This window comes from Thalassobellus citreus (assembly GCF_044385915.1).
In the GTDB taxonomy this organism is placed as follows: Bacteria; Bacteroidota; Bacteroidia; order Flavobacteriales; family Flavobacteriaceae; genus Thalassobellus; species Thalassobellus citreus.
In genome coordinates, this window is record NZ_JBISCC010000130.1 from 174151 (window position 1) to 197825 (window position 23675).

At 30.2% G+C, this 23675-nt stretch carries 28 protein-coding genes; 16 read left to right on the plus strand and 12 right to left on the minus strand.

Annotated elements, in window-relative coordinates; genetic code table 11:
• On the minus strand, window positions 1-330 hold the full coding sequence (locus ACH5TX_RS18470; RefSeq protein WP_439340972.1) for a translation initiation factor: 330 nt from the start codon (window positions 328-330) through the stop codon (window positions 1-3).
• Window positions 331-334: 4 nt separating this feature from the next.
• Window positions 335-1285 carry an isopenicillin N synthase family dioxygenase gene (locus ACH5TX_RS18475; protein ID WP_439340973.1) on the minus strand — a complete coding sequence of 317 codons (951 nt, stop codon included), beginning with the start codon at window positions 1283-1285 and terminating at the stop codon, window positions 335-337.
• Between the two features lie 131 nt (window positions 1286-1416).
• On the opposite strand from ACH5TX_RS18475, the gene ACH5TX_RS18480 reads away from it, so the two are divergent.
• Window positions 1417-3420, plus strand: coding sequence for an alpha-ketoacid dehydrogenase subunit alpha/beta (locus ACH5TX_RS18480; protein ID WP_439340974.1), 2004 nt, complete (start codon window positions 1417-1419; stop codon window positions 3418-3420).
• 62 nt (window positions 3421-3482) lie between these two features.
• Here ACH5TX_RS18480 and ACH5TX_RS18485 read toward each other — a convergent pair whose 3' ends face one another.
• Both ACH5TX_RS18485 and ACH5TX_RS18490 read right to left on the minus strand, forming a co-directional pair.
• The gene (locus tag ACH5TX_RS18485; protein WP_439340975.1) at window positions 3483-4040 is read right to left on the minus strand and encodes an ExbD/TolR family protein; all 558 of its coding nucleotides are present in this window, start codon (window positions 4038-4040) and stop codon (window positions 3483-3485) included.
• A gap of 69 nt (window positions 4041-4109) precedes the next feature.
• Window positions 4110-4244, minus strand: a complete 135-nt coding sequence (locus ACH5TX_RS18490) for a hypothetical protein (protein ID WP_439335623.1) — start codon at window positions 4242-4244, stop codon at window positions 4110-4112.
• A gap of 562 nt (window positions 4245-4806) precedes the next feature.
• On the opposite strand from ACH5TX_RS18490, the gene ACH5TX_RS18495 reads away from it, so the two are divergent.
• Together ACH5TX_RS18495 and ACH5TX_RS18500 are read left to right on the plus strand one after the other, a co-directional pair.
• Window positions 4807-5484, plus strand: coding sequence for a hypothetical protein (locus ACH5TX_RS18495; protein ID WP_439340976.1), 678 nt, complete (start codon window positions 4807-4809; stop codon window positions 5482-5484).
• A gap of 37 nt (window positions 5485-5521) precedes the next feature.
• On the plus strand, window positions 5522-6235 hold the full coding sequence (locus tag ACH5TX_RS18500) for a T9SS type A sorting domain-containing protein (protein WP_439340977.1): 714 nt from the start codon (window positions 5522-5524) through the stop codon (window positions 6233-6235).
• Window position 6236: 1 nt separating this feature from the next.
• On the opposite strand, the gene mgrA is transcribed toward ACH5TX_RS18500, so the two are convergent.
• Window positions 6237-7250: an L-glyceraldehyde 3-phosphate reductase gene (mgrA, locus tag ACH5TX_RS18505; protein ID WP_439340978.1), complete on the minus strand. Its 1014-nt coding sequence runs from the start codon at window positions 7248-7250 to the stop codon at window positions 6237-6239.
• A gap of 200 nt (window positions 7251-7450) precedes the next feature.
• On the opposite strand from mgrA, the gene ACH5TX_RS18510 reads away from it, so the two are divergent.
• From ACH5TX_RS18510 to ACH5TX_RS18525, 4 genes are all read left to right on the plus strand, one after another.
• On the plus strand, window positions 7451-9004 hold the full coding sequence (locus tag ACH5TX_RS18510; RefSeq protein WP_439340979.1) for a DEAD/DEAH box helicase: 1554 nt from the start codon (window positions 7451-7453) through the stop codon (window positions 9002-9004).
• A 94-nt stretch (window positions 9005-9098) separates the two neighbouring features.
• Window positions 9099-9551, plus strand: a complete 453-nt coding sequence (locus ACH5TX_RS18515) for a cold-shock protein (protein ID WP_415862312.1) — start codon at window positions 9099-9101, stop codon at window positions 9549-9551.
• Window positions 9552-9597: 46 nt separating this feature from the next.
• Complete coding sequence (locus tag ACH5TX_RS18520) at window positions 9598-10512, plus strand: EamA family transporter (protein ID WP_439340980.1); 915 nt, start codon at window positions 9598-9600, stop codon at window positions 10510-10512.
• Complete coding sequence (locus tag ACH5TX_RS18525) at window positions 10502-11347, plus strand: DMT family transporter (protein WP_439340981.1); 846 nt, start codon at window positions 10502-10504, stop codon at window positions 11345-11347. The genes ACH5TX_RS18520 and ACH5TX_RS18525 overlap by 11 nt, the downstream gene beginning before the upstream one ends.
• Here ACH5TX_RS18525 and ACH5TX_RS18530 read toward each other — a convergent pair.
• The 6 genes from ACH5TX_RS18530 to ACH5TX_RS18555 all read right to left on the minus strand — a co-directional run bounded on the left by ACH5TX_RS18530 (window position 11344) and on the right by ACH5TX_RS18555 (window position 15236).
• On the minus strand, window positions 11344-12072 hold the full coding sequence (locus tag ACH5TX_RS18530; protein ID WP_439340982.1) for a GIN domain-containing protein: 729 nt from the start codon (window positions 12070-12072) through the stop codon (window positions 11344-11346). The genes ACH5TX_RS18525 and ACH5TX_RS18530 overlap by 4 nt on opposite strands.
• A 101-nt stretch (window positions 12073-12173) precedes the next feature.
• Window positions 12174-12323, minus strand: a complete 150-nt coding sequence (locus tag ACH5TX_RS18535; RefSeq protein ID WP_439340983.1) for a hypothetical protein — start codon at window positions 12321-12323, stop codon at window positions 12174-12176.
• On the minus strand, window positions 12313-12984 hold the full coding sequence (locus ACH5TX_RS18540) for a hypothetical protein (RefSeq protein WP_439340984.1): 672 nt from the start codon (window positions 12982-12984) through the stop codon (window positions 12313-12315). The genes ACH5TX_RS18535 and ACH5TX_RS18540 overlap by 11 nt, the downstream gene beginning before the upstream one ends.
• 98 nt (window positions 12985-13082) lie before the next feature.
• Complete coding sequence (locus ACH5TX_RS18545) at window positions 13083-14171, minus strand: DUF4097 family beta strand repeat-containing protein (RefSeq protein WP_439340985.1); 1089 nt, start codon at window positions 14169-14171, stop codon at window positions 13083-13085.
• Complete coding sequence (locus ACH5TX_RS18550; protein ID WP_439340986.1) at window positions 14149-14697, minus strand: hypothetical protein; 549 nt, start codon at window positions 14695-14697, stop codon at window positions 14149-14151. The genes ACH5TX_RS18545 and ACH5TX_RS18550 overlap by 23 nt, the downstream gene beginning before the upstream one ends.
• The gene (locus ACH5TX_RS18555) at window positions 14694-15236 is read right to left on the minus strand and encodes an RNA polymerase sigma factor (RefSeq protein ID WP_439340987.1); all 543 of its coding nucleotides are present in this window, start codon (window positions 15234-15236) and stop codon (window positions 14694-14696) included. The genes ACH5TX_RS18550 and ACH5TX_RS18555 overlap by 4 nt, the downstream gene beginning before the upstream one ends.
• Before the next feature lie 182 nt (window positions 15237-15418).
• Between ACH5TX_RS18555 and ACH5TX_RS18560 the strand changes: the two genes are divergently transcribed.
• The 3 genes from ACH5TX_RS18560 (at window position 15419) to ACH5TX_RS18570 (ending at window position 18633) form a co-directional block, all read left to right on the plus strand.
• Complete coding sequence (locus ACH5TX_RS18560; protein ID WP_439340988.1) at window positions 15419-16462, plus strand: glycosyltransferase family 9 protein; 1044 nt, start codon at window positions 15419-15421, stop codon at window positions 16460-16462.
• Between the two features lie 162 nt (window positions 16463-16624).
• The gene (locus ACH5TX_RS18565; protein WP_439340989.1) at window positions 16625-17857 is read left to right on the plus strand and encodes a purple acid phosphatase family protein; all 1233 of its coding nucleotides are present in this window, start codon (window positions 16625-16627) and stop codon (window positions 17855-17857) included.
• 152 nt (window positions 17858-18009) lie between these two features.
• Window positions 18010-18633, plus strand: a complete 624-nt coding sequence (locus ACH5TX_RS18570) for a hypothetical protein (RefSeq protein ID WP_439340990.1) — start codon at window positions 18010-18012, stop codon at window positions 18631-18633.
• A gap of 19 nt (window positions 18634-18652) precedes the next feature.
• Here ACH5TX_RS18570 and ACH5TX_RS18575 read toward each other — a convergent pair whose 3' ends face one another.
• On the minus strand, window positions 18653-19471 hold the full coding sequence (locus ACH5TX_RS18575; protein ID WP_439340991.1) for a DUF1853 family protein: 819 nt from the start codon (window positions 19469-19471) through the stop codon (window positions 18653-18655).
• A 106-nt stretch (window positions 19472-19577) separates the two neighbouring features.
• Between ACH5TX_RS18575 and ACH5TX_RS18580 the strand changes: the two genes are divergently transcribed.
• The 6 genes from ACH5TX_RS18580 (at window position 19578) to ACH5TX_RS18605 (ending at window position 23671) form a co-directional block, all read left to right on the plus strand.
• Complete coding sequence (locus tag ACH5TX_RS18580) at window positions 19578-20120, plus strand: DUF4251 domain-containing protein (protein ID WP_439340992.1); 543 nt, start codon at window positions 19578-19580, stop codon at window positions 20118-20120.
• A 15-nt stretch (window positions 20121-20135) separates the two neighbouring features.
• Window positions 20136-20933, plus strand: a complete 798-nt coding sequence (locus tag ACH5TX_RS18585) for a hypothetical protein (protein WP_439340993.1) — start codon at window positions 20136-20138, stop codon at window positions 20931-20933.
• A 32-nt stretch (window positions 20934-20965) separates the two neighbouring features.
• Window positions 20966-21820: a helix-turn-helix transcriptional regulator gene (locus ACH5TX_RS18590; protein WP_439340994.1), complete on the plus strand. Its 855-nt coding sequence runs from the start codon at window positions 20966-20968 to the stop codon at window positions 21818-21820.
• 91 nt (window positions 21821-21911) lie between these two features.
• Window positions 21912-22313 (plus strand): DUF5367 family protein, encoded by a 402-nt coding sequence (locus ACH5TX_RS18595; protein WP_439340995.1) that lies wholly within the window; start codon window positions 21912-21914, stop codon window positions 22311-22313.
• A 4-nt stretch (window positions 22314-22317) separates the two neighbouring features.
• Entirely contained in the window at window positions 22318-22824 is a 507-nt protein-coding gene (locus ACH5TX_RS18600) for an anthrone oxygenase family protein (RefSeq protein ID WP_439340996.1), read from the plus strand.
• A 25-nt stretch (window positions 22825-22849) separates the two neighbouring features.
• Entirely contained in the window at window positions 22850-23671 is an 822-nt protein-coding gene (locus ACH5TX_RS18605; RefSeq protein WP_439340997.1) for an NAD(P)H-binding protein, read from the plus strand.
• Window positions 23672-23675: the final 4 nt, after the last annotated feature.

Here is a 23675-nt window from a genome sequence, read left to right on the forward strand (position 1 = left end):
TCAACCTCCTACACGTTTAACTAAAAAACCTTTATCTTTTAGCATCTGCATAATTTTATCGCGATAATCACCTTGAATAATTATTTTATCGTCTTTAAAACTACCTCCAACACTTAATTTGGTTTTTATTTCTTTAGCAAGAATTTTAAAATCCTCGTTAGCACCTGTATAGCCTTCTATAATGGTAATAGGCTTGCCTTTGCGCTTTTCGTATTTACAAATCAAAGGATCGTCTTGCATCCATATTTGTGAAGCATCATCAATATTTTCAGCAACTTCTTCTTCAACATGATCTGGAAATAGGTTTTTTAGTTGGTCTTGTAAATCCATTAAATTATTTTTTTATCAATCCTAATTCTATTAAACGCTCCGTTAAAAATTCACCAGCAGTAATATCTTCAAATGCTTTTGGGTTTTCTTCATCTACGCAACCGTCTAAAACATTTAATTTCATATCGCTTATAGGGTGCATAAAAAACGGAATAGAATAACGAGATGTTCCCCAAAGTTCTTTAGGCGGATTTATAACGCGATGAATAGTCGATTTTAATTTATTGTTAGTATGTCTAGAAAGCATATCGCCTACATTAATCATAAGTTCATCAGCTTCTGCAATGGCGTCAATCCATTCGCCTTCGTGATTTTGAACCTGTAAACCTCTTCCTTGCGCGCCCATTAAAAGCGTTATTAAGTTAATGTCTCCATGTGCTGCTGCACGAACAGCTTCATCTGGTTCTTGTGTTATAGGTGGGTAATGAATAGGTCGTAATATAGAATTTCCATTATGAATGTAGTTATCAAAATACATTTCATCTAAACCTAAATGCAAGGCTAAAGCTCGTAATACATATTTTGCAGTTTTTTCAAGCATTTGGTAAGCTTCCTTTCCAACTTTATTAAACTCAGGAAGCTCTTTAACAAGAACGTTATCTGGATATTCGGCTTTTAATTTATCATCATCTTCAATATATTGACCAAAATGCCAAAACTCTTTTAAATCGCCTTCTTTTTTACCTTTAGCGCTTTCTTTTCCAAACGACACATAACCACGTTGCCCTCCAATTCCAGGGATTTCGTAGGCTTGTTTTGTTTCAACAGGTAAATCAAAAAAGTTTTTCACTTCTTTGTATAAATTTTCAACTAAAGTTTCATCTAAAAAATGACCTTTTAATGCTACAAAGCCAATCTCTTCATAAGCTTTACCAATAGCGTCTACAAACTTTTGTTTTCTATTAGAATCGTTAGAAATGAAATCATTTAAATTGACACTTGGAATAATATTCATGCGAAATAATTTAATTTGAATGGATTACAAATGTACAAAAACATTGTAAATTTTGTCACTTTCAATTTTATAGAACTTTTAATATCATATTTGCATTTTTGTTATATTTGATAAGATATTATTGCAAATTCATGAAAAAAGGGTCTTATTCGTTTAATATTGAATACAATACAGGTCTTCTTGATAACAATACTTTAATTCAGTTGTACAAAAACATGCTGAAACCAAGATTGATAGAGGAGAAGATGCTTATTTTATTACGACAAGGAAAAATAAGCAAATGGTTTTCTGGTATTGGGCAAGAAGCTATTGCTGTTGGGGTTACTATGGCTTTAAATAATAGCGAATACATATTGCCTATGCACCGAAATTTAGGTGTTTTTACAACTAGAAATATTCCTTTGTATCGGTTATTTGCACAATGGCAAGGTAAAGCATCGGGTTTTACAAAGGGGAGAGATCGTTCTTTTCATTTTGGAACTCAGCAATATAAAATTGTGGGTATGATTTCGCATTTAGGGCCTCAACTAGGTGTAGCAGATGGTATTGCTTTAGCTTCAAAATTGAAAAATAAAAACGAAGTAACCGCTGTTTTTACAGGGGAAGGAGGTACGAGTGAAGGCGATTTTCATGAAGCTTTAAATGTAGCATCTGTTTGGAAACTTCCTGTTTTGTTTTGTGTAGAAAATAACTGCTACGGATTATCGACACCTACCATAGAACAATACAATTGTAAAGACATTGCCGATAGAGGTATAGGTTACGGTATGGAATCTCATATTATTGATGGAAATAATATTATTGAGGTTTATACAAAAATTAAAGCTATAGCTGAAAGTGTTCGCGAAAACCCGCGTCCTGTTTTAATAGAATTTAAAACCTTTAGAATGCGTGGTCATGAAGAGGCTAGTGGTACAAAATATGTGCCTCAAGAACTTTTAGATACTTGGGCTGCTAAAGATCCTGTTATTAATTTCCAATCCTTTTTAAGAACCAATGCTATTTTAAATGAAGAAGATGAAGTTGCTATAAAGGAAGCTATTGTGAGTGAAATTAATGAACATTTAGAGGTTGCCTTTAATGAGGAAATGATTATTCCTTATAAAACTATCGAATTAAATGGTGTGTTTCAAGAATTTGAATATCAGGTGTTTGAAAATAATTCAAAATTAAAGGAAATACGATTTATTGATGCTGTTTCTCAAAGCCTAAAACAAAGTATGCAACAGCATGAAGACTTAGTTATTATGGGACAAGATATTGCTGAATATGGCGGTGCTTTTAAAATTACTAAAGGTTTTGTTGATGAATTTGGTAAAGATCGCATTAGAAATACACCTATTTGCGAATCGGCCATTGTTGAAACCGCTATGGGTTTATCTATTGCCGGAATAAAGAGTGTTGTTGAAATGCAATTTGCCGATTTTGTGAGTTCGGGCTTTAATCCTATTGTAAACTATTTAGCAAAATCGCATTATAGATGGAATCAAAATGCCGATGTTGTTATACGAATGCCTTGTGGTGGTGGCGTTGCTGCAGGTCCGTTTCATTCACAAACCAATGAAGCGTGGTTTACTAAAACACCTGGATTGAAAGTGGTGTATCCAGCTTTTCCGTATGATGCTAAAGGTTTATTAAACACAGCTATTAACGACCCAAATCCTGTGTTGTTTTTTGAGCATAAAGGGTTGTACAGAAGTATTCGTCAAGACGTACCTGTAGATTATTATACCTTACCATTTGGTAAAGCTTCTGTTTTAAATGAAGGTGATGATGTCACTATAATAAGTTATGGAGCAGCAATTCATTGGGTCTTAGAAACTTTAGATAAAAATCGAGCAATTAATGCTGATGTTATTGATTTAAGAACACTTCAACCTTTAGATACAGATACTATTTATAATTCGGTAAAAAAGACAGGAAGAGTAATTATTTTACAAGAAGACTCTTTGTTTGGAGGTATAGCGAGTGATATTTCAGCAGGTATCATGGAGCATTGTTTTGAATATCTTGATGCGCCAGTAAAGCGTGTAGCAAGCATGGAAACCCCTATTCCGTTTGCATCTCAATTAGAAGAACAATATCTTTCTAAAAACAAATTTGAAACTGCTTTAAAAGATCTTTTGGCTTATTAATTAAAAACCCACAAGGTTTATAAAAACGTTGCGGGTTTAATATATTTAGGGTGTGCAGTAATTTATTTAGTTTCAGCTTCCGATAGAATAAACGGATAAGCCTCTTTAACTTCTTTTAATTCATTTGCCGTTAAATCTTCTGGAAGTTTGTTATAAGTATTTTTAGTATACTCTTTTCTTAATTCAAAAAGCGCCTTTGTTAATTCATCTTGTACAGCTATAAACTGATTGTAGCTCGTGTTTCTATCGTTTTGTAGTGAAATCACAGCTTTTTTAGGGTTGTCTGATGCCTTTTCAGACTGTTGTCCGTTGCAATAATTACAGCTTCCATCTTTATTATTATCTAAAAATTGTTTTGTAACATCTTTTAATGCTTCAATTTTAATGATTTCATTTTCTACCATAATGTTATCATTACTATTAATTACAATTCGTAAAAGGTTGTGTTCTTTTATTTTACTATCACAAATAACTCCTGGCGGACATTCGGTAGGGAGTTTTCTCGTAATCCCTTTATCTTTAGGGATGGCTGCAGTTACTAAAAAGAAAATGAGTAATAAAAATGCAATGTCTGCCATAGAGCCTGCATTTACTTCGGGCATTAGTCTTGATTGTCTCATAATTATAGATTTAAATGTTAATATGAATCCTTATTCACAAAAACAATACCATAAGTAACTGACAATTAATTAATGAGCATATCGTTTTGAACCTCTCCAAATAAGAGTTTGTGATGGTTGAAAATTTAATACACGACTACCTGTAAACAAGTTTTCTTGAGTCATCGTGTTTATATGCTTAGATATTCTATTAATTGGTTTCATTTTTTTTGATTGATTAAAGGTTTTGGTTAGTAAAGATGTTAATTATCTGTAACGTCTTTTAAAGTTCCACTGATTACTTTTTGTTGTTTTTAGTGTTCCTGTTAATTGATTACTGTTTAATGTTCTCATGATTTCTGTTTTTTTTGATTGATTGATTGATTGATTGATGAAAATTTTGTTTAAAATAGAAGTTATATTATCTATAACGTCTTTTGTTGTTCCAGTTATTACTTTTAGTTGATAATAGTGTTCCTGATAATTGGTTGTTGTTTAAAGTTCTCATAATTGATTGTTTTTAATTGATTTATACTAGATAGACGACATAAAATCAATTTTGTTACAGTACTATGCATAACAAAGTAATGAATTAACAAATTTTAACAGTTTTTATAAGCATAGGGTAGGCGAAAAGATCATATATAATGGGTAAAATAATATTTAGGAACGGTATTTGTATTAATTTTTTCCTAAATACTTAATGCATGGTTGATGTTTTCATCATATAGAATTATATTTGATGTTAATTATACGAGCACTTATAATTAAAGAAGTACTAATAACAATGAAGTATTACTTTTCATTTTTTATATTCATTATTTTTACACTGTCTGCTTTTACACAAATAGATAGTAGAAATAAATCGATATCAATACCATCAATAGAAAGTCCTAAAGACTCTATTGATGCAGATATTGCTATATCTCCTAAAACAATTACACCAAAAAATATTGATAATTTAAACACTCCAAAAGTATCAACAAACCTGAATTTACCTAAAAAAGAGTTTTCTATGTTTCCAAAAGAACAATTTGGAAATCCTGGTGAGCTGTATGTAAAGCAAGTAAATAAAAATATTGAAAACTTAAAATTAACTCCTGAAGAGGTAGAACAACGCAATGGTAGTTCAACCGATCAATTTTTAGGAGATTTTAAAAGTAAAGCTAAATTTGTAAATGTTGTTTATCGAGATCACGGATACGTTGATGGCGATGTCATACAAGTTCTTGTAAATGATGATATTATACATGCAAGAGTGTTTCTGTCTGGAGGTTTCAAAGGTTTTAAGTTAGATTTACAACCTGGATTTAATAAAATAGATTTTTTAGCCTTAAATCAAGGATCGTCTGGTCCTAATACGGCGGAATTTAGAGTTGTTGATGATGCAGGAAACTTAGTATCTGCTAACCAATGGAATCTTGCCACTGGAGTAAAAGCAACTATTATTGTTATGAAAGAGTAATATTTTTATTACCTTAGCGTAATGAAAATATTGTTTTATGAAAAACAGTTACCTTATCTTTTTTTGTTTGATTATTTCGTCTTTAGGGTTTTCTCAATACAATCCGTTATCTGGTTCATGGCTTTTAGAGAGTTTAGTAATTGATAATACGACTTATAATGTAAACACCATTAATGAAACACAAACTGATGACAATGGTGATCGAATTGTTTTAAATTTTAATGAATCATCAAATTTAACTTTTGATACTTCGGTATGTAATACTAAGGAAGGTCTATTTAGTTTAGATGAATTTAATCGATCCTTAACAATTATTTCCACATCTACGACATTAATTACTTGTGGTAATTTAGGAGATTCAGATTTTGAAAATTTGTATTTTGGTTTTTTTAAGGCTACAACTAATTATAACTATGAAATAGCATGTCTACTTAGTGGCGATTCATGTTACCTATATATTTATTCACCAAATGGAGATGAAGCTACTTTCTGGAATGGTCAACTTTCAACTAACAAATATGAAACATTAAATTATTCAATTTATCCAAATCCTGTAAAAGACAAACTAAACATCAATACATCAAAAAATAATCTTACAACCAAAATATTCGATTTAAACGGAAAGCTGGTTCAAGAGAATGAACTTAACAAAACCAAATCAATAAATGTAGAAACCTTAAAAAAAGGATTTTATTTTATTGTAATTGAAGATGATTTAGGAAATATTGGAACACAGAAATTTGTGAAATAAATTAGCTAACTATTTTATCAATCAATGTTAATTCCTCATCAGTAAAACCTAAATTATCTAACGCTTTTACATTTTCTTTTAATTGACTAGGAGAACTAGCTCCAATTAACACCGATGCTACTTGTGGTTGTCTCAAAATCCAAGCAATAGCCATTTGCGATAGTTTTTGTCCACGTGCTTCAGCAATAGCAGCTAATTTTTGAATTTTTTCAATATTATTTCCTACAGTTGCTTCATCTAAAAACGTTAAATCTTTAGCTGCTCTAGAATCTTTAGGAATTCCTTTTAAATATTTATTTGTAAGCATTCCTTGTGCTAATGGTGAAAACGTAATACAACCCACACCGTTTTCTTCAAGTGTATCTAAAAGGCCGTCTTCAACCCAACGATCAAACATAGAATAACGTGCTTGATGTAATATAAATGGTGTATTTAAACGCTTTAAAATAGCTGCTGCTTCTTGGGTTTCTTTAGGTTGATAATTAGAAATACCAACATACAAGGCTTTTCCTTGTCGCACTATATCTGCCAATGCTCCCATGGTTTCTTCTAAAGGCGTATCTGGATCTGGTCTATGATGATAAAAAACATCGACATAATCGAGTTCCATGCGTTTTAAACTTTGGTCTAAACTCGATATTAAATATTTTCTAGAACCCCAATTTCCATAAGGCCCTGACCACATATCATAACCAGCTTTTGAAGCTATGAATAATTCGTCTCTATGATTTTGAAAATCTTTTTTAAAAATAGTTCCAAAATTTTCTTCAGCTGAACCATACGGAGGCCCATAATTATTTGCTAAATCTAAATGGGTTATTCCTAAATCGAAAGCACAACGCAAAACATCTCTCGCATTTTGAATACTATCAACAAAACCAAAATTATGCCATAAGCCCAACGAAATAGCTGGTAAAAGTACACCGCTTTTTCCAGATCTTTTATAAGTCATGGTGTCGTAGCGTTGTTCAGACGCTTGATACGCTTTAATTTCTGTCTTGTCGTTTATATGCATAATTCAGTTAATAATTTAGAAAAGATAAAAATATAAATAAGTTTAGTTCTATTGTAATAATTTGTATTAAAATAATTTAAGAAGCATAATCATATTTAATATTTCACTTTAGTTTAAATCATTTAAAAATTTTAATAGAAAATAGTCGTTAAAAACCCTTTAAAGATGTTATTTTTGCACGCTACTAAAAGTTAAGATACATGTCCATTTCGCAAACCGAATTAGAAGAAAGAAAAGAAGGCAAAGATTTATATAGTTACCAAAAAGGCGCTATTGATAAGATTTTCACCGCATTTGAAGAATCTCCTGCAGATTATCATTTATTATATCAATTACCTACTGGGGGAGGAAAAACGGTTATATTTTCTGAAATTGTAAGACAGTATCTTAAACACCACAAAAAAAAGGTGTTAGTAATGACACACCGTATTGAATTATGTAGACAAACCTCTAAGGTTCTTACAGAGTTTGGTGTACACAATAAAGTGGTTGATAGTAAGGCAGATTTAAGTGATCAAGCAGACTATAGCTGTTTTGTGGCTATGGTTGAAACCTTAAACAATAGATTAAATGATGATAAACTTGATATTTCTGATATTGGTTTAGTTATTATTGATGAAGCGCATTATAACTCATTTACTAAATTATTTAAATTTTTTAGTCAATCATTTATACTTGGTGTTACAGCAACACCGCTAAGTTCTAGTATGGAGCTGCCTATGACCGATAATTATGATGAATTAATTGTAGGTGAAAGTATAGAATCTTTAATTGAAAATGGATTTTTAGCACGTGCTGAAATGTTCTCTTACAATGTAGGTTTAACATCTTTAGTTGTTGGTGCTAATGGTGATTATACGGTAAAATCATCTGAAGATTTATATACAGCTAACGACATGCTTTCTAAGTTGTTACAAGCTTACGAAGAACGTGCAAAAGGCAAGAAAACATTAATTTTTAATAACGGTATTAACACATCGCTTCATGTATACGATACCTTTAAAAGAGCTGGATATCCAGTCGCTCATTTAGATAATACCTACAGTAAAAAAGAACGAGCCATGATATTAAAATGGTTTAAAGAAACACCAGATGCAATATTAACATCGGTAAGTATTTTAACCACAGGTTTTGATGAGCCAACGGTAGATTGTATTATTTTAAATAGAGCAACAAAGTCGTTAACACTTTATTACCAAATGATTGGTCGTGGTTCTCGTGTTTTAGAAAACAAGAAAACATTTAGTGTACTCGATTTAGGTAATAACTTCCACCGTTTTGGTCCTTGGGGAGACGATTTAGATTGGCAACGTATATTTAGATCGCCAAATTATTACTTAGATGCTATTTTAAGTGATGAAGATTTAGAAAGCAATTTTAGATATGAAATGCCAGACGAATTACGTGCTGAGTTTTCAAATTCTAAAGATGTCTATTTCGATATTCAAAAAACATACGTTGATTCTATAAGAAATGGGGAATCATCTAAAGTTGTTTTAGAACGTTCTATAGCACAACATGCTAAAATATGTATAGAAAACAGTGAAGATGTATATGATGCTTTAGCTTTAGCTAAAATGTTAGGTGACGATATAGACTTTAGAATACAACGCTATACTAAATGTATTAGCAAAAGCACTTATAACTTTGTTGAATGGCTACGAGGCGATTATAGAAAGAAATTAAATGCTTACTTGCGCTCTAATTTTGATGAAGTATTCGAACAAATTTTTGGATATCCACCAGAAGAATAAGAAACTTAGTAATTTAGCTTAAATAATATTATTCCATCCTTAAAATAAGGCGTATCTTTACGTTCTAAAATTTAAAAAACATTCTACGTAAACAATGGCTAAATCGCAAGTAACATTTAACAAAATAGAAAAAGAAAAAAAACGCTTAAAAAAGAGAGAGGAAAAGCAAAAAAAGAAAGAAGCTCGTAAAGCTGAAGCTAAAGAAAACCCACAAGGTATTCAATTTGCTTATGTAGATTTTAATGGAAATTTAACCGATACGCCACCAGATCCAGCAATGCGTGAAAAAGTTGAAGCTGAAAGTATTGAATTAGGAATTCCTAAAAAAGAAGATAGAGAAGAAGAAGAGCCAGCAAACAAAGAAGGTAAGGTTTCTTTTTTCGATCATTCTAAAGGATTTGGTTTTATCATAGATAGCATCAACCAAGAAAAATATTTTGTACATGTTAGTGGCATCCTTGAACCTATTGAGGAAAACGACAAAGTTACTTACGAATTAGAGCGCGGACAAAAAGGAATGAATGCCGTTCGTGTAAAAAAGATTTAATTATTTTCTATTAGAAATTATATTTTATTAACCCTTATTTTTTAAAATGGGTGTATCTCGAAAAACAATTACAATTGCATTAGCCTTTTTTGCAATATATGTTATTTGGGGCTCAACCTATTTACTTAATAAAATAGCGGTTACAGAATTACCTCCTTTTAAACTAGCATCTATACGATTTATAGTAGCTGGCATTATTATTTTTATTATTGCCAAAATTTTAAAGGTTAATATTTCAATTACTAAAGAGCAATTTAAAAACACCATTATTGCAGGGTTCCTATTTTTAACCTTTGGAAATGGTGTTGTTGTATGGGCGCTAAAATATGTTGATAGTGGTTTTACTGCTTTAGAAATTTCTGCACAACCATTAGTAGTCCTTATTTTAATGCGTATTCTGCAAGGAAAAAAAATATCTGCGATGTCTTATATAGGTGTCGCTTTAGGTTTTATAGGTATTTATCTTTTGGTAAGTCAAAAACAACTCATAAGTCAAGAAGGTCAAATTACTGGAATGATTATGATTTTTGTTTGCATGATTAGTTGGGCTTACGGTAGTTTATTTGTTGGAAAAGCAAATTTACCTTCAAATTATTTTGTTAATACTGGTTACCAAATGCTTACTGGTGGTATTATGCTAGCAATAGCAAGTGTTTGTTTTGGAGAAACTTGGACTTTGCCTTCTACATGGAGTACTAATGTACAATGGTCTATGTTAGGACTTATTATATTTGGAAGTATTATTGCGTTTACAGCTTTTAATTATTTACTTCAAGTTGTTTCCCCTGAAAAAGTAGCAACCTCTACGTATGTTAATCCTATTATTGCATTAATTTTAGGTTGGTGGATTTTAAATGAACACATTACAACACAATCTATAATTGCAGCAATTGTACTGTTAACAGGTGTTTATTTTATTAATTCTAAGCGAAAATTTAAACCTAGAAGTATTGGACGCTAAAAAAGCTATAAAATTCATGCTAATTAGCACTTTAGCATTTGCATGTATGAATGCTACGGTTAAGTATTTAAAGGATGTTAACTCGTATCAAATAGTGTTTTTTAGATCTTTAGGTTCGCTGTTTTTTACCTTTGGATTTCTAATAAAAAATAAAATTCCAATTATAGCAAAAAAGAGTAAACTTCTTATTTTGCGAGCTATAACAGGAGCAACTTCCATGTTATTGTTTTTTATGTCTGTTAAGTATCTATCTGTTGGTACCGCAGTATCTTTAAGGTATTTAGCACCAATATTTGCAGCTATTTTTGCTGTTCTTTTATTACGTGAAAAAATAAAACCATTGCAATGGCTGTTTTTTATTATTTCATTTTTTGGAGTGCTTGTTTTAAAAGGCTTAGATACACAATTACATTCTACAGGATTATTACTTGTGCTACTAGCATCTGTTCTTAGTGGTTTAGTTTACGTTATTATAAGTAAAATAGGTAATAGCGAACACCCTGTTGTTATTGTTAATTACTTTATGGTTATTGCTACTGTTTTAGGAGGCGTTCTTTCCATAGGCAATTGGGTAACACCTAAAGGAACAGAATGGTTATTCTTATCTAGTTTAGGTGTATTTGGTTATATAGGTCAAATATTTATGACCAAAGCTTTCCAGAGTGCTACAACAAACCTAATAGCTCCTATAAAATACGTTGAAGTTATTTTTACAGCTTCTTTAGGAGTCCTTTTATTTAGTGAAATATACACGTTTTGGAATCTCTTAGGTATCGCATTGATTATAGGAGGTATGGTTTTGAATGTTTGGTATAAGGGAAGAACTAAAAGTTAATCCATTTTTTTAATTCTAGAATCGGCTGTTAAATGCTGATGAATAATATCTGCATTTCCTTTATATCTTAAAACACAATCTGCTGTAGCATCAATATCAATAGTATTGGTTACAGTTATATTGGCATCACAATCTGCTGCCATATCTATTATTAAATCTTCTACAACTAAATCATAATCAGAAAGTTTAGCATCTGCTGAAAGATTCGTTTTTAATTGAGAAACACTACCATATAAATCCGCTTTAGCATCAGCTGCTAACTTAAGTTCTAAGTTATAGATATCTACTTCACCAGAGAAAAAACTATCTGCAGTAACCTGAATTTTCACATCATCTTCAACTAAAGCATTTTCTAGATATATTTTTGAATCTGCTGCTACTTTAAAATCTGTAATAGAATTTGTAGTGATATAAACATTTAAAGTTGCTGAGCCTTTAATATGTATATTGTTTTTTAATTTTACTGTAAGCTTATTATTTTTAATTGTAGCAACTACTAGGCTTTGAAGGTTTTCATTTGCTTCAATTTCAATAGACTCTTCAGTTTCAGAGAATGTTACATAAGCATTAAAATCGTTAGAAATTTCAATAGCATTGTAATCTGAAACAGGAATGTTCTTATAAGTAATTGTATCATTTGCTGAAACTCTTATGGAGTCTACACTACATGAGTTTAAAGTTAGCCCTATAATGGCTATAATAGATAATAGTCTGTTCGTTTTCATTATGATTGTTTTTGATTAATTGATTGATGATTTTTTTTATTTAATGATTCATATTGGTATATGATTTTATCATTACTGTCATATGTAATTCGTCTTTATATTTATTTCATTGCGTCATTAAGCTTTGTAATTGGAATCCATTGAAAATTTATAGGAAACCATTCGTTCGCTTCCGATTTTACAAATACTTTATTGTTTTTTGAAATAACATGAACAGAATTTATCTTATCACTTAGTGTTTTAATTTTCATCAGTTATATTTTTTTTGTATCGGTTTCTACCCATATTAAACACACCAATTTTAATACCTACACCTGCTGAAAAGCCATTAATATTATTAAAGTCATAATCAGGATTTAAATCTATTTTACTAGAAAAACGGTATTTAGCTCCAGCTTCTAGTTGTACATATCTTGATAAATTAAATAAGACATTAATACCAGGTTCTACGACAAAAACAGCTTGCCATTCATCATCTTCTACAACAATATTATCTTCAACATCTTTATCATCTAATAAAGCGACAGCGCCTCCACCTATAAGCACAGGGAATGATACACTTAATAAAGATTTACCAAATAATATAGGTTCTAGATGTAACCCACCATATCCACCAACTAAATCTCTATCGTAAACGCTTAATCCTTGATTATTTAAATCGGAATAAAAGCCCACTCCAACAAAACCAACTTCAAATTGTTGATTTGCAACATAAGCAATTTTTAAATCGGCTGAATACGTATCTGCACCGTGTATTTTACCAGTATACATGCCTAATCCTACATATACACCATGCACTGTGTTTTTTCTATCGTTAAACTCAATATAATCGGTGTTTGATTCTTCTTGAGCATTTAAAAAGTTAGTTAAGCTAAAAAATAGTAGAACTAAAAAAATGGAATATTGTTTCATTATTGTTAATTTATATAGTTATTATTATAGACAACACAATTAAAAAAGGGTTGCATGTAAATAGTTGTTTTTGAAAAATTATGAGTGAATTTTTAATGTTATTCATTTAAAACAATAACACCTTTTTTCCCTGCAAAAGAAAAGACGCCTTTTTTTAAGCTGCCATAGTTGGCTGTAATTTCTCTAAGTCTTTCGCTTTTGTTTATGACTTTACTTTTAACATTTGAAAATGTTTTAGGTAGCCTTAATAAACCTTGCTCTAATGTAGCATTAAACTTAAATGACAGCCCCGTAATGTTTATATGAATATCTGATGATTCTTGATTAATATCAACCATGGCATCTGGCTGGTTTATTTTTGATACTCTTAATTCTGCAACACGCATTAGTAAACTAATTTTGTCTCCAATACTTTGAGTCGTCACTTTTGAAAAATAAATTTCACCTGTAATATCTTCAACATGTTCTATAGCTATTTCGTCTTTACTAGAGTAGAGTTCTAAATTAGTAACTGTATCAATATCTATATTGCTACCACTAGTTCTTAATAGTAAATTTTTAGATTTTGTAATATCTATGTCTCCATTTTTTAAATTTATTGTTCCGTAAGTAATGGATTTTGCTCTAAGCTTACCAAATTTCATATCTATTTTAGCATTAGATACAATATCATTAATCCATAAATCACCATGTTCTAAATTAGCCTTTAATTTACCTGTCCAATTATCAATAATAATATCGCCAAACATATTGGTAACATCAATTTCTGCATTAATTGGTAAGTATACATTATAGTTAATTTCAACATTACTTTTATCAAACTCAAACGGATTAACTTTATTGAAATATCTTGAAAAAAAGCTGGTATTTTTTTCTGATATTGTAGAGGTAATACTCACAAAATCTCCAGCAGTTTTTATATCTGCAATAATCCTGTCAATAAGTGCTTTTGCATTTTCTTTTTTCTTATTGTTTACTTTAATATCAATAACCACGGCTGCTTTATTTTCCTCCCAACCAGAAATTATTACATTACCGTATTTATTATTTAAATGCAATTCACCTGCATTCGTCATTTTAAAGGTCTTCTCAATTTTTTTAGTTACTATTTCTTGAGACTGCATTGTGTAGCTAACCAATACTAAAATTAGTAGTGTTATTCTTTTATAAAATATATGCTTCTTCATCTTCTATGTTTTTAGAACTATTAATTTGCTTCAATAAGTTCTCTATTAACTCTATTCTTTTTTTATAATTTATTACTATTGCTTCTAAAATAACTTCACTATCTAAATTCTTATTTAGTTCTAATTTTAGTGCTTCGTATTCAACATCTAATTCATCAATAAATGATAGAAACTCTTTCTTTTCTTTAGCCGATAATTGCGTGTTGTTATCAACCAATTTAACTTGATAGGCTACCAAACCTTTATAGTGCGCATCAATATCATTTAATTCTTGATTAGCAAAACTATTCTGTTCATCACTTCCAGCAGTATTTATGGTATTTACTAAAGAAAATATACCAAGAGCAATAACAATGGTTGCAGCCACTTTAAACATAGGTTTATTCCATAAGCTTATAACTTTTGGTTTGGCCTCTGGCTCATTTAATTTAGATTCAATATTTGCCCAAAGTTTGCTTCTATCAGCTTTATGTTCATCAAAAAGAGATCTATTTTCTCTTATGTTTTTTTCAAAATCATCCATCATAATGTCTTTATAATTTCAATTAATTTTTTCTTTGCTCTGTGGTATTGCGATTTAGAAGTAGATGTTGTTATATCTAATATTTCTGAAATCTCACCATGATCATATCCTTCAATTAAATACAAGTTTATTATTTGCTGATACCCCGAGGGCAGAAGCCTTATACCTGCAATAACTTTTTTTATATCCATTGCTGGACCGTCATCTTCAATATCATCCGTTTTTATATGATACATTTCATTTTCAATTGGCACAACGGGTATTTTTTTCTTCTTCAAGTAATTAATACTTTTATTCACTACAATGCGCTTTAACCATGAACCAAATGTACTTTCATATCTAAATGAGGACAAATTGTTAAATGCTTCAACAAAACTATCTTGTACAACATCTTCTGCATCTTCTCTAATATGCATCATACGCATACTAATATTATACATAGCGTCAACATAAAGCTCATACAATTTATATTGTGCTTTTCTATCACCTAACTTGCTGTTTTCAACAAGGTCTTTATGTGTATATAAAATGTTAGCTTCCAATTAAAATATGCTAGCTTTAATTCGTCTTAAAAATAGTTTTATTTTTTAAGTTACTATTATAGACAAGTAAAAAACTAAAAGGTTGCATATAGTTCTAAAAAATAATTTAAAGTACATGTATTGTGTTTGTCTACCATCATCTGTATTTGTACTTTTACACGCTTTATATAACAGCATTTATAATGAGTTTTTCAAAACGTATTAATAGTATAAGAAGAAAAATCACGCACAGTCTTACTAAAAATATTGGGAGTTCTTATTCTGAACCAAAAATAGGATCTCTTAATGCATCAGACATAAAACGAGTTTTAATTATTAGACCTAACCATAGATTAGGTAATCAACTTTTATTAACACCTATTGTACAAGAAGTGATTAATACGTTTCCGGGTTGTAAAATAGATTTGTTTGTAAAAGGCGGAGTTGCATATCCTGTTTTTGAAAATTATGCAGAGGTTGAAAAAATAATTCAACTTCCTAGAAAACCATTTAGTAACTTATTGAAATATGCGAAATCATGGTTATCAATAAAAAAAGAAACCTATGATTTAGTAATTAATGGTGATAAAAACTCATCTTCAGGAAGATTATTAACAAACTTAGCCAAAGCATCCATAAAAATTTTTGGTGAAGCAAATGAAGATATTGCGAAGCTACATAAAGATTACCAACACATTTCAAAGTATCCTGTTTATAATTTAAGAGATTATTTAGCTAAAATAGGGTTTCCTAAAAATGAAAATCAAGTTCCTTTGTTAGATATAAAATTGAACGATTCTGAACTTTCTAATGGTAAGAAAATTTTAGATGAAATTATTAAAAATGATAAAAAAACCATTTGTATATACACCAATGCCACAGGAGATAAGTGTTATTCTGAAGCTTGGTGGTTAACCTTCTATGAGCGTTTACAAAAAGAGTTTCCTAATTATAATATTATAGAAATGCTACCTATTGAAAACATTTCAAAAATAAACTTCAAAGCACCAAATTTCTACAGTAAAGACATTCGAGAAATGGGAGCCATCATAAATAACACCTCTATTTTTATAGCAGCAGATAATGGTGTGATGCACTTAGCAAGTGCGTCATTAACACCAACTGTTGGTTTCTTTTCGGTAACCAATGAAAATGTTTATGCACCTTACGGGAATGGAAGTATAGCGTTAAATACAAATAAAATGAATATTGACGATTGGTTTAAAACGTTAAATGAGATGCTTTAGATAAAAAGATTAAGATGATTGTATTATAATTATTTTATTACTCATTATCATTATTATATTTTTCATTGAATTTATTAGAAATAAAAATCGATATGTTAAGTAACAGTATATTAACCTTAGCGTAATAAAGAAGATTTTATCTTTGCTTTCTAAATTTAAATTATGCGATTTCCAACTAAAAATGTTCTTCAATTAATAACAATTCTAACCTGTTTATTCTTGGTTTTTAATTGTAAACCATCATACAATACAACAAATACCGTACAGTTGGTACGCCAACCATATTTACAAAATGCTTTTAAAGACAGTATAAGTATTTTATGGATAACAAATAAAGGTGAGCATGCTAAAGTAAAATATGGTACCTCTAAAGCTATGAATAAAACAGCTGATGGTTATATATTAAAAGATAGTTTTAAAACAAGAAATACTGTTACTATAAAAGGTCTTGATCGTGGTAAAAAATATTATTACTCTATTTATACTGATGAAAAACTACTAGCTTCGGGTGAAGAGTACTTTTTTAAAACGGAGCCTGTTGAAAAAAATGCTAGTTTTTCCTTTTATGCCATGGGAGATATTGGAGAACCTGTATACAAAGGTGGGTTTCCTGAAATTACATCTTGGCAAATACATAATTTGAAGGATCGACCTGATTTTGGACTTGGGTTAGGAGATATTATTTACCCTGACGGGGAAAGTTCTTTTGCAGATGCTTATCTTTTTAAGCCTATGGAACCTATTCTGAAAAACATCCCGTTTTATCCTGCTTTAGGAAATCATGATTGGCATGTCAATCCTGATACTAATTTTACTACTGAATGGAAACTTCCTAATAATGAACATTATTATTATTATGATTATGGCAATGCTCATTTTATTGCATTGGATACCAGAAGTGGAGATATGTACGATCAGAAAAATCAATTAAAATGGTTTGAAAACGATTTAAAAAATGCACAAAATAAATATGATTGGATATTTGTATACTTTCATCATAACGGCATTAGTTGTACTTACAAACCTGAATATAAAGCTGTGGTTGATATGTATCCGTTATTTACTAAATACAACGTTGATTTAGTTTTAAACGGACATGCACATACTTATGAAAGACTTATGCCTTTTGATAAAAATGGAAATGTTATTGAAAAATATAATAAGCCATTAAATGAATACGCCGATATAAAAGATGGTTTTATACAAATTACTACAGGTGCAGGAGGGAAGTTAAAAAAAGATTGGAACCCAGGGCAATGTGATAAAGATATTGTAGCAGCTTCGGCTCATAGGGGGCATTTTACACTTATAAATATTGAAGGAAGACAACTTAAACTAAAAACAATTGCATCTATGGGTGGTGCTGTGCTTGATTCGTTAGTTATAAATAAATAGAATAGTATATTCTTTTTTATAATATTTCTTTATTAATTGCATTTCATCTAGATTTTATCATTTCATCGTGTATATTTTATAGTTCATAAGATTTTTTAGGAAGAGATAATATAATGATTTAGTTTTGAGAATATTAAACAATTAATACTATCATGAAAAAACTAACGCCCCTAATGTTTTTTGCGTGTTTAATAAGTTTTAGCACACTTATTGCACAAGAATCTGCAAGTACTAGTAACGATATTCCGGTAAACTACAAGAAACGAAATGCTGTCTTTGATTATTCTGAAAAACAACTAAATAATACAGATACTATCCCTGATTTCGCTACGAAAACAGACAAGCTTAAAATTACAGGAACTATTTATCAAAGTGATGGAAAAACGCCTGCTAGTAATGTTATACTTTTTATACATCAACCTGATGAAGATGGAAATTATGACCTTAAAAGAGATGAAAACCGTAAGCGTTACATAAAACATAGAGGTTGGATAAAAACCAATTCCGACGGACAATACACTTTTTATACATTTATTCCTGGGAAGTTTATACGGTCTAAGGAATTAAGACAAATACATCGTACTATTAAAGAACCTGGAAAATCAGAATATGAATTAACATCATTCTTTTTTGATGATGATCCATTATTGCCAGACTTAACTTTAGCATGTCGAGCAAAAGCTGTTATGAGTATGTTAAAACTTAATAAAAAAGATAATATGTATGTGGCAACAAAAGATATTATTTTAAATGAAAATACAATATTAAATCAGTAGTAACATATAGTTTTGGTGTTTAAGACCACCACACAATAAAAAACTTTTGAACAGCTCCTTTAGGAAATTTTATCCAACATAAAGGTGCTGTTTTTTTATTTATTAAAATGGTTGTTTTTTCAACAAAAGAGGTATAGGACAACCAATTTACGTGAGTTTGAACTTCTAATAACCAATCTACTTTGTTCGGAATATAAAATTTACAAGAAGTAAATTGTTCTATTTCAGAAAAAGGAATATAAAATCCTTTTAAGCAGCCTTTATTTAGTAATTTAAAATCTACAGCACTTGTATTGTATGGTATGAATAATTGTGCTTTAAAACAAACTCGTTGTAAAATGCTTTCAGCATTTAAATTTAACGCATCTAGATACGGTTTCGTGTGTACGTTATATAGTAACGGTAATTGCTTCTCTTTTAATTTTGTTAATTTTTTTAGTAGATTATCATTTCTGTTTGGTCCAATCCAATGTTCAATTTCAGTAGCCCCTATAGTGGGGTCATACAAATAAAACTTATAAATAATTTCTAAATGAATAGGTGTTTCATTAAACTTTAAAATACAATCAAGCTCTCCAATAGTTAGTTTCTGGTTCTGTATTTGAGTGTTTTCTAGCAAAACCTCTATGCGGTCATCCTTTTCAATTTCTCTACTAACAAAGCGTTCTACGCGTTTTCCTAATCGTAAATTGTCAGGAATTATGTCATTAAAAACAAAATGTCTTTGTTTACTTATTTCTAATTGTTTCAAGCCAAAAACCTCATGTGTTTTCCAAAGTAATGAGGTGTTTAAATAACCTTGAAACTGTAATTGAAGCTGCTTTTGTTTTAAATTCATTATCATGCTAAAGTATGAGTTCTTAATAGAAAAATAAATACAATTCATCAGTTTTCTATTAAAAATGCCATATGTTTTGTATTTTAGAACGTAATAAAATTTTAAAATGAAACTAATAAGTTATAGTGTTGTTATTATAGGATGCTTCTTTTTTTCTTGTAGAGCATCAAAAAACTCTGTGACACAAACAGAAATTGAAGCTTTAGATATATTAATTAAAAATCAACAATTCACTATAGAATCTGATTGGGTATATCCGCAAGTAACAAATGCTATGCAACAAGTTTTAAATTCTGGTATTATGCAACCAGGAAGTTCGGCAGGAAGTATAAGTTTAATAGGAAATGCTAATTTTTTAACCATTTCTGGAGATAGTATTACATCTTACTTACCTTATTTTGGTGAACGTCAAATGCAGGTAGATTATGGTGGAACAGATTCAGCTATACAATTTAACGGCTTAATTGAAGATTATAAACCGGTTAAAAATAAAAATCAAAGTTATGATATCAAGTTTAAAGCTAAAAGTAATAATGAGAATTTTAATGTATTTATAAAACTTTACCCTAGTTTAAATTGTGAAATGATACTTAATAGCTCCTCTAGAAATTCTATACGTTATAACGGAAATGTAAAACCAAAATTATAAAGCAGTACAAGTCTTATGAAAAGAAAACAAATTACCACCTTTATATTCTTTCTACTTATCAATATTGTTGCAGCTTATTCACAAAATGTAACGGTTAAATACATGGCATTTTACGAGCATTTAGAAGGAACAAGTATGCTTAGGAATTCGTTTTTTAAGAGTGAAGCAACACATATAGGCACTTATTTTAAGCTTAAAAATGATCTTTATAATAAAAGTGATAACCCCATCAATATTAAATTAGATTATCATTTTGCAGATGGGCTATTATTTGGTACTACAAATATTGAAACTACTATTCCTAAAACAAAGAGTGAAACTTTTGTTGCTAGAAGTTTTGGATATGATAAAGCAGGAATTTGGAAGACAGGTAAATATTATGTTAATGCCAGTATTAAAGGTTATGAAATAGGATCTGCCTCATTTTATATAACAGATGGAAAAGTTGTAAGAGAAATTTCAGAAATTAAATTTTTTGAAGGAGGAGAAAAAGCGCCTGAAGACAAAGTCTTTACTAATAGGTTCTCAAGAAATAATACAAGAAAGGTATTTACTAATATAAAATTTGCTAATCCAAATTACAATAAAACCGATTTTACAACCGATTTAACTCTAAAATATTTTAATCCAGATGGCACACTTTTAGGCTCGCCAAAACTTGAATTTTTAGTTCCTAAAAGTTGGCAAGTAGCCATTTTATGGAATGGCTATGGTTATAATGAAAGCTATTCTTATTGGTCTCCTGGAAATTATCGTGTTGAAGTATGGGCAGGAAAAAATATACTAACAACAGGATATTTTACTATATATTAATTTAGATCTTATAATATTTTGAAATAAATTCTATGACCAGAGATATTATAGACATCAATAATTTTACTATTTTGGTTGAAGAAGCCCAAGTAAATACACCTACAGTAGATTCATGTTTTTTCGAAGAACCTCTTATTGCTGTCGCGTTTTATGGTTCTGGTAATGTAGATTTAAATATAAAGTATGGAGAAAAACAGCAATCTTACAAACAAACTAAAGGATTAGCACTCTCCTTTTATGCAGACGAAAACGTAGAATTTGAGCATTCTGTTTCTGCTGATAAATCCTTACAATGCATCTTAATAACTACAACTACTAAGTTATTAGATAAACTTCCTAATCAGGAAGGGGAGCTATTTGGAGATATGCTTAATCAACTTGTAAACCCTTCAGATTATTATGTAGAAGGACCTCGATTTACAATGACACCGGAAATGCATCGTATTGTAGGCTCTCTTTTCAATATTCAATATGAAGGAAAAACTAAAATGATGTTTTTCAGAAGTCAAATCACCACATTACTTTCTCATTATTTCGGAGAATTAGCAAGTTTAAAAACAGAGAAAATAAAATTACCCGAACGCGAAAAATTGATTCAGGCTAAAGATCTTTTATTGAAAAATATAGATAATCCACCGTCTTTAAATGAAATTTCTAAACAAATAGGATTGAATACGTTTACTTTAAAAAAAGAATTTAAAGCTTTTTTTGGGGTGCCTGTTTTTAAATATCTTCAAAACGAACGCCTTACAATGGCTCATAAAATGATTCGAAATGAGGAATCTACCGTACAAGAAGCCGCATGGCATGTTGGGTATGATAGCTTGAGCTCATTTTCTAATGCTTTCGAAAAAAAGTTTGGTTACAGACCTAGTCAAATCAAGTAAGCTCCTTTTCGAACAACTCTTTCTCCTTTTAAAACAAATTCTTTTTTTTCTTACGCTATAGTTTTGCCATGTAACTTTTAAATATAAAGACATGAAAACAAAACGAGCCATTTTAACAGGGTTTATTCTTTGGACTATTGCATTCCTATTATATTCAATTTCTTATGCTATTCCCCTTTTGGAAAATGCAGATACACAGGTAAACGTGGTCTTGTTTATTACCATTATGCCTTTGGTGTGGTTTACTTCTGCTTTCTACTACAAAAAAGACCGAAACACTCACGGACTTAAAATAGGGCAGACTATACTTATAACTGCTGCTGCATTAGATGCACTTATTACGGTTCCACTTTTTGTAATACCAAATGGTGGTAGCCACTATAGTTTTTTTACTGCGTTAGATTTCTGGATCATCGCTTTCGAAATTCTAATAGTAGCAGCATTATATTTTTATGCGCGTGTTTATCCTAAACTAAGAAACATAAAATCTTAAGACTATGGAATTCACTTTTCAACATATCAGTTTAGGCTTATTAATAGTACTTACAGGATTATCAGCAGGCTTGTGTTTTACATGGTCTAATGCCATTACTCCTGGTATTGGAAGACTGGATGATTACGGATATTTAATGTCCTTTCAACAAATGAATAGAACCATTTTAAACCCTATATTTTTTATAGTGTTTTTTGGTCCTTTTATACTAGGAATCATCAATTTGTTTGTATTCAAAAACACTTCAAATTCAGTTGTTTGTCTATTAGGTTTAGCGGTATTAATATACTTCTTAGGAATTGTATTAGTTACCATTATGGGAAACGTACCTCTAAATGAAATGTTAGATAAACCAGATTTACGAACTGCATCTCAAGAAAAATTAACAACTCTTAGAAACAACTTTGAAGTCAAGTGGAATCAATTTCATCTCATTAGAACATTAAGCGCAATAGCATCATTTATTCTGCTTATAATGAGCCTTATTCAAATAACAAAAAACAATATTTAAACAATAATAAATAAATAACAAAATCATGAAAGAAAACATTTTAGTAATCGGAGGAACAGGAAAAACAGGACGTAAAGTAGTCGAAAAATTAAATCAACTGGGTCATAATGTACGCATTGGCTCTCGAAATGCAACACCTATTTTTGATTGGAGTAATCCTGAAACATGGTCAGAAAGCATGCAAGGTATGGATAAAGTGTATATCACTTTTCAACCAGATTTAGCGGTTCCAGGAGCATTAGAAGCTATAGAAGAACTAACAAAACAAGCAAAACGTTGTGGGATAAAAAAGTTAGTATTGCTCTCAGGCAAAGGTGAAAGAGAAGCTGAGCTTTGTGAGCAAGTAGTTATTCATTCTGGATTAGATTATACCATTGTTCGCGCAAGTTGGTTTAATCAGAATTTTAGTGAAAGCTTTTTTCTAGAACCTATATTAGAAGGATTTGTAGCATTACCACAAGCAGAAGCTAAAGTTCCTTATGTTGACACAGATGATATTGCAGATGTTGCTGTAGCCGCATTATTAAATGAGATGCATAATGGTAAAATTTATCAACTTACAGGACCAAGACTCTTAAACTTTAAAGAAGCTATTCAAGAGGTTTCTATTGCCTCAGGAAAAGCAATCACCTTTACTCCAATTAGTTTGTCAGCTTATGTGAAAGCTATGAAAGATCAAGGGATTCCTGCAGATTTTATATGGTTGATTGAATATTTATTTTCTGAAGTTTTAGGTAACCCAACTAATTCTGAAATCACCAACGATATTGAAGTTGTTTTAGGAAGAAAGCCAAAAGATTTTAGTCAATACGCAAAAGAAACAGCAGCAACTGGTGTTTGGAATTAAATAT

Coding starts and splice junctions, on each gene's coding strand:
- ACH5TX_RS18470 (WP_439340972.1), bottom strand. CDS start 330: ATGGATTTACAAGACCAACTAAAAAACCTATTTCCAGATCATGTTGAA.
- ACH5TX_RS18475 (WP_439340973.1), bottom strand. CDS start 1,285: ATGAATATTATTCCAAGTGTCAATTTAAATGATTTCATTTCTAACGAT.
- ACH5TX_RS18480 (WP_439340974.1), top strand. CDS start 1,417: ATGAAAAAAGGGTCTTATTCGTTTAATATTGAATACAATACAGGTCTT.
- ACH5TX_RS18485 (WP_439340975.1), bottom strand. CDS start 4,040: ATGAGACAATCAAGACTAATGCCCGAAGTAAATGCAGGCTCTATGGCA.
- ACH5TX_RS18490 (WP_439335623.1), bottom strand. CDS start 4,244: ATGAAACCAATTAATAGAATATCTAAGCATATAAACACGATGACTCAA.
- ACH5TX_RS18495 (WP_439340976.1), top strand. CDS start 4,807: ATGAAGTATTACTTTTCATTTTTTATATTCATTATTTTTACACTGTCT.
- ACH5TX_RS18500 (WP_439340977.1), top strand. CDS start 5,522: ATGAAAAACAGTTACCTTATCTTTTTTTGTTTGATTATTTCGTCTTTA.
- mgrA (WP_439340978.1), bottom strand. CDS start 7,250: ATGCATATAAACGACAAGACAGAAATTAAAGCGTATCAAGCGTCTGAA.
- ACH5TX_RS18510 (WP_439340979.1), top strand. CDS start 7,451: ATGTCCATTTCGCAAACCGAATTAGAAGAAAGAAAAGAAGGCAAAGAT.
- ACH5TX_RS18515 (WP_415862312.1), top strand. CDS start 9,099: ATGGCTAAATCGCAAGTAACATTTAACAAAATAGAAAAAGAAAAAAAA.
- ACH5TX_RS18520 (WP_439340980.1), top strand. CDS start 9,598: ATGGGTGTATCTCGAAAAACAATTACAATTGCATTAGCCTTTTTTGCA.
- ACH5TX_RS18530 (WP_439340982.1), bottom strand. CDS start 12,072: ATGAAAACGAACAGACTATTATCTATTATAGCCATTATAGGGCTAACT.
- ACH5TX_RS18535 (WP_439340983.1), bottom strand. CDS start 12,323: ATGAAAATTAAAACACTAAGTGATAAGATAAATTCTGTTCATGTTATT.
- ACH5TX_RS18540 (WP_439340984.1), bottom strand. CDS start 12,984: ATGAAACAATATTCCATTTTTTTAGTTCTACTATTTTTTAGCTTAACT.
- ACH5TX_RS18545 (WP_439340985.1), bottom strand. CDS start 14,171: ATGAAGAAGCATATATTTTATAAAAGAATAACACTACTAATTTTAGTA.
- ACH5TX_RS18550 (WP_439340986.1), bottom strand. CDS start 14,697: ATGATGGATGATTTTGAAAAAAACATAAGAGAAAATAGATCTCTTTTT.
- ACH5TX_RS18560 (WP_439340988.1), top strand. CDS start 15,419: ATGAGTTTTTCAAAACGTATTAATAGTATAAGAAGAAAAATCACGCAC.
- ACH5TX_RS18565 (WP_439340989.1), top strand. CDS start 16,625: ATGCGATTTCCAACTAAAAATGTTCTTCAATTAATAACAATTCTAACC.
- ACH5TX_RS18570 (WP_439340990.1), top strand. CDS start 18,010: ATGAAAAAACTAACGCCCCTAATGTTTTTTGCGTGTTTAATAAGTTTT.
- ACH5TX_RS18575 (WP_439340991.1), bottom strand. CDS start 19,471: ATGAATTTAAAACAAAAGCAGCTTCAATTACAGTTTCAAGGTTATTTA.
- ACH5TX_RS18580 (WP_439340992.1), top strand. CDS start 19,578: ATGAAACTAATAAGTTATAGTGTTGTTATTATAGGATGCTTCTTTTTT.
- ACH5TX_RS18585 (WP_439340993.1), top strand. CDS start 20,136: ATGAAAAGAAAACAAATTACCACCTTTATATTCTTTCTACTTATCAAT.
- ACH5TX_RS18590 (WP_439340994.1), top strand. CDS start 20,966: ATGACCAGAGATATTATAGACATCAATAATTTTACTATTTTGGTTGAA.
- ACH5TX_RS18595 (WP_439340995.1), top strand. CDS start 21,912: ATGAAAACAAAACGAGCCATTTTAACAGGGTTTATTCTTTGGACTATT.
- ACH5TX_RS18600 (WP_439340996.1), top strand. CDS start 22,318: ATGGAATTCACTTTTCAACATATCAGTTTAGGCTTATTAATAGTACTT.
- ACH5TX_RS18605 (WP_439340997.1), top strand. CDS start 22,850: ATGAAAGAAAACATTTTAGTAATCGGAGGAACAGGAAAAACAGGACGT.